This window comes from Acidovorax sp. KPB24-07 (assembly GCF_057543315.1).
This window is the reverse complement of the sequence record NZ_BAAJYS010000297.1, coordinates 1-4208: the sequence shown is the minus strand read 5'-3', so window position 1 is coordinate 4208 and position 4208 is coordinate 1. Positions and strand designations below refer to the sequence as shown.

The 4208-nt window shown below is 70.5% G+C and carries 2 protein-coding genes; one reads left to right on the top strand and one right to left on the bottom strand.

The window, feature by feature from the left end:
• Nucleotides 1–212 precede the first annotated feature (212 nt).
• Nucleotides 213–2351 carry a TonB-dependent receptor gene (locus tag AC27IQ_RS19620; protein WP_487090483.1) on the top strand — a complete coding sequence of 713 codons (2139 nt, stop codon included), beginning with the start codon at nucleotides 213–215 and terminating at the stop codon, nucleotides 2349–2351.
• Here AC27IQ_RS19620 and xdhB read toward each other — a convergent pair.
• The coding region (xdhB, locus tag AC27IQ_RS19615; protein WP_487090482.1) for a xanthine dehydrogenase molybdopterin binding subunit at nucleotides 2339–4208 on the bottom strand (1870 nt) is incomplete at its 5' end. The genes AC27IQ_RS19620 and xdhB overlap by 13 nt on opposite strands.

Here is a 4208-nt window from a genome sequence, read left to right as displayed (position 1 = left end):
GCTGCCGCTGTCGCGCGCGGTGCAATCCATTGCGGCCGCGCGCATCGCCGCGGCCACCGCGGCGCCGCTTCCGGCCCGCGGGCCGCCGCCGCTCTCCTGATCCGCCTTCCGATTTCGCAGCGCGGGCCGGCCACCACGGCAGGCCACGCGATGCGATGTTTTTCGCACCGATCAGCGGCGCCCGGTGGGGCGCCACAGAGAGCCCTTTTTTTATGCACCCAACCATTGCACGGCCCGTCGCGCTGGGGATGGCCCTGGCCTGGCTGCCCCTGGCCGCCACCGCCCAGACGCCCACCCCTGCAGACCCGGCGGCCGAACGCAGCCCGGCGCTGCCTGCCGTCACCGTCACGGCGCCGGCCACACCGGCGGCGCAGCGCAGTTCCCGCCTCGCCACCGGCACGGCGGGATCGTCGCTGGACACGCCGTTTTCCGTCACCACCGTGCCCGGTGAGCTGGTCCGCCAGCAAGGCGGCACCACCTTGCAGGACGCGCTGCGCAACGTGCCCGGCGCGCAGGCCGACTCGGGCTTCAACGGGTCGCACACGCAGTTCTTCATCCTGCGCGGCGCGGTGACCGACAGCGGTACCAGCTCCAACCGCGTGCTGCGCGACGGCGTGCGGCTGTCCAACTACCCCTACACCCCGGCGTTCGTGGAAAGCGTCGACGTGCTGCGGGGACCCGGCGCGGCCCTCGGCGTGCGCAGCGAACCGGGCGGCACCGTCAACCTCGTGACGCGCCAGCCGCAGCTGGCGAACTTCGGCAGCGCTCGCTCGGCGCGGGGCGCGCACGGCGCGCTGGAGGCATCCATCGACCTGAACCGCGTGTTGTCGGCCGAGAACGAACTGGCCGCCCGCGTGACGGCCACGCGGTCCCAGGCCAGCCAATGGCGGCATGTGGAAGACCGCCTCGACGGCATCAAGCTGGGCCTGGCGCAAAGCGATGGCAACCGCTACCACCTGCGTGCCAACGTGGAGGCCACCAACCAGACCTACCAGCCGGACTATGGACTTCCCGCGCTGGGCGGGCGGCCGGTCGCCGTGCCACGGGACCGGCAGCTCGGCGAGCCCTTCGGCGACTCGACCACCGACAACCGCATCTACGACCTGCACGGCGATGTCGCCCTGTCGGCCCACACGCGCTGGTCGGCCGATTTCACGCACCTGCAGGCGCATTCGACCTCCATCAAGAACCTGCTGAACGGCTCGCCGCTGGCGGGCCAGCCCGCCGGCACCTATGCCCGGGTCTCGGCCTGGGAGCCGGGCACAGAGCGCCGCATCGACTCGTTCTCGACCGCGCTTTCCAGCACGCAGGGCACCGGCGCGGTGACGCACCAGTTGTACTTCGGGGCGGACTACTACAAGGAGGTGCTGAACCAGCCCGCGCTGTCGGTGCCGGCCTCGACCAGCCCGGCCATCAACGTGTTCAACCCGGTGTATGGCCGGGTGACCGCGCCCCCGGCCGGGGCGGTGCTGGCGCAGAGCCTGACGACGCAGGATCTCGAATCCGTGTCGGCGTCCGCCCAGGACCAGATCGACTTCGGCGCATGGTCGGTGGTGGCGGGCCTGCGCTTAACGCGCCAGCGCTTCCTGTACGGCACGGCCGGCGTGCTGCCCGTGGAGGAGTCGCGCTGGAACCCGAAGCTGGCGGTGCTGCGCCGGCTGTCGGAGACCGATACGCTGTATGCCAACGTGTCCACCGGCACCTCGCCCAACCAGGTGGCTTCATCGTCGAACCAGTCCCTGCCCTCGCGCCGTTCGGCGCAGGTCGAAGCCGGCTGGAAATCGCTGTGGCGCGGCGGCGCGGTGGTCAGCGACCTGGCGGTGTACCGCCTCGATCAGAAGAACATGATCGCGTCCGACCTGAGCACGCCGCTGAACAACTTCGACTTCACCACGGCCGGCAGCGCGCGGTCGCAGGGCATCGAGGCGTCGCTGTCCGGCCAGGTGACGGACCGGGTGACCGTGGCCGCCACCTATGCCTTCACCCATGCGAAGTACCTGCAGAACCCCGTGTACGGCGGCATGTCCGTGCCGAACGTGGCCCGGCATGCGGCCACGCTGTGGGCGCAGTACGCCTGGAATGCGCAGTGGAAGACGGGCGCGGGCCTGTACCTGCAAAGCCGGCGCTTCGCCGACGAGGCCAACACCACGGTGCTGCCGGGCTACGCGCGCTTCGACCTGAGCCAGACCTGGACGGCGAAGCTGGCCCACGGCCAGAGCGTCGAGGTCCAGGCGACGGTGCGCAACCTGTTCGACCAGCACTACTTTGTGTCGAGCCACCTGCACGTGAGCCGCTGGATCACGCCGGGGCAGGGGCGCAACGCGTTCGTCTCGGCCACCTACCGCTTCTGAGCGTCCGCCGCCCGGTCCATCCCGCCCAGTGCCCGGAGCACGTTCTCGGCCGTGGCGGGCGCGGTCAGCGTGACCGGCTGCCGGGCCGCCTCAGTCGGGCGCGCCGCGGCAATCGCGTTGCGCAGGGCCTCGTACACGCTGATGGCCAGCATGAACGGCGGCTCGCCCACGGCCTTGCTGCCGCCCACGTTGTCCTCCCGGTTGGCTTCGTGCCACAGCGCCACGGTGAAGCGCTCGGGGATGTCGCCCGTGGCCGGGATCTTGTAGGTGCTGGGCGCGTGGGTGGTGAGCCGGCCCTGGTCGTTCCACACCAGCTGCTCGGTCGTGAGCCAGCCCATGCCCTGCACGAAGCCGCCCTCGATCTGGCCGATGTCGATGGCCGGGTTGATGCTGCGGCCCACGTCGTGCAGGATGTCCACCGCCAGCACGCGGCTCTCGCCGGTGAGCGTGTCGATGGCCACTTCGGTGCAGGCCGCGCCATAGGCGAAGTAGTAGAACGGCCGGCCGGTGAGCGTGGCCTTGTCGTAGTGGATCTTGGGCGTGCGGTAAAAGCCGTCGCTCCACAGCTGGATGCGGTTGGCATAGGCCTCCTTCACCACGTCGCCCCAGTTGCGCACGGCGTGGGGCGTGATGACCTGCCCGCCGGCGAATTGCACCTCGCCGGCGCCGCAGTGGTCCAGGCCGCACACGAAGGCGGCGAGGTTGTCGCGCACGTGGCGCGCGGCGAACTGGGCAGCGCGGCCGTTCAGGTCGGTGCCGCTCGATGCGGCCGTGGCGCTGGCATTGGGCACCTTGCTGGTGTCGCTGGCGGTCACCAGCACGCGCGCCAGCGGCACGCCCAGTTCGTCGGCCACGATCTGCGCCACCTTGGTGTGCAGGCCCTGGCCCATCTCGGTGCCGCCGTGGTTCACCTGCACGCTGCCGTCGGTGTACACGTGCACCAGCGCGCCGGCCTGGTTGAACAGCGTGGCGGTGAAGCTGATGCCGAACTTCACCGGCGTGATCGCCAGCCCGCGCTTGAGCACCGGGCTCGCGGCATTCCAGGCCAAAATGGCCTCATGCCGGCGTTTATATTGGCTGGATTGCTCTAATTTTGGTAGCAGATCGTGGAGGATGTTGTCCTCCACCGGCATCTGGTAGTGGGTGACGTTGCGGTCGGTGGTGCCGTACAGGTTGCGCATGCGCACCGCGAGCCCATCGCACCCCAGGGCCCGCGCGATGTCTCCCAGGATGGCCTCGATGGCGATCACGCCCTGCGGCCCGCCGAAGCCGCGAAAGGCCGTGTGGCTCTGCGTGTTCGTCTTGCAGCGGTACGAGGCGATCTCGACGTTTTCCAGGAAGTACGCGTTGTCGCTGTGGAACACGGCGCGGTCGGCCACGGGGCCCGACAGGTCGGCCGAGAAGCCGCAGTTGGCCGCCATGCGCAGCCGCAGGCCCGTGATGCGGCCCGTGCCGTCGAAGCCCACGTCGTACTCGTAGGCGAACGGGTGGCGCTTGCCCGTCACCATGAAATCCTCGTCCCGGTCCAGCCGCAGCTTGACCGGGCGACCGAATTGGTTCGCCGCCACCGCCGCCCACACGGCCAGGTGGCCGGCCTGCGTTTCCTTGCCGCCGAAGCCCCCGCCCAGGCGCCGGCATTCCACGCGCACCGCGTGGTTCTCCAGCCCCAGGGCATGCGCCACCCAGTGCTGCACCTCGCCCGGGTGCTGGGTGCTGGAGTGGATCCACCACTGCCGCTGCTCCAGCGGCAGCGCGTAGGCGATCTGGCCCTCCAGGTAGAAATGCTCCTGCCCGCCGACCTCGAAGCGGCCCTGCAGCCGGTGCGCCGCGCGGCCCAGGCCCGCGTCGGCGTCGCCG

Bases quoted from the DNA above. Each gene is read 5' to 3' on its own strand.
- AC27IQ_RS19620 (WP_487090483.1), top strand. From the start codon at position 213: ATGCACCCAACCATTGCACGGCCCGTCGCGCTGGGGATGGCCCTGGCC.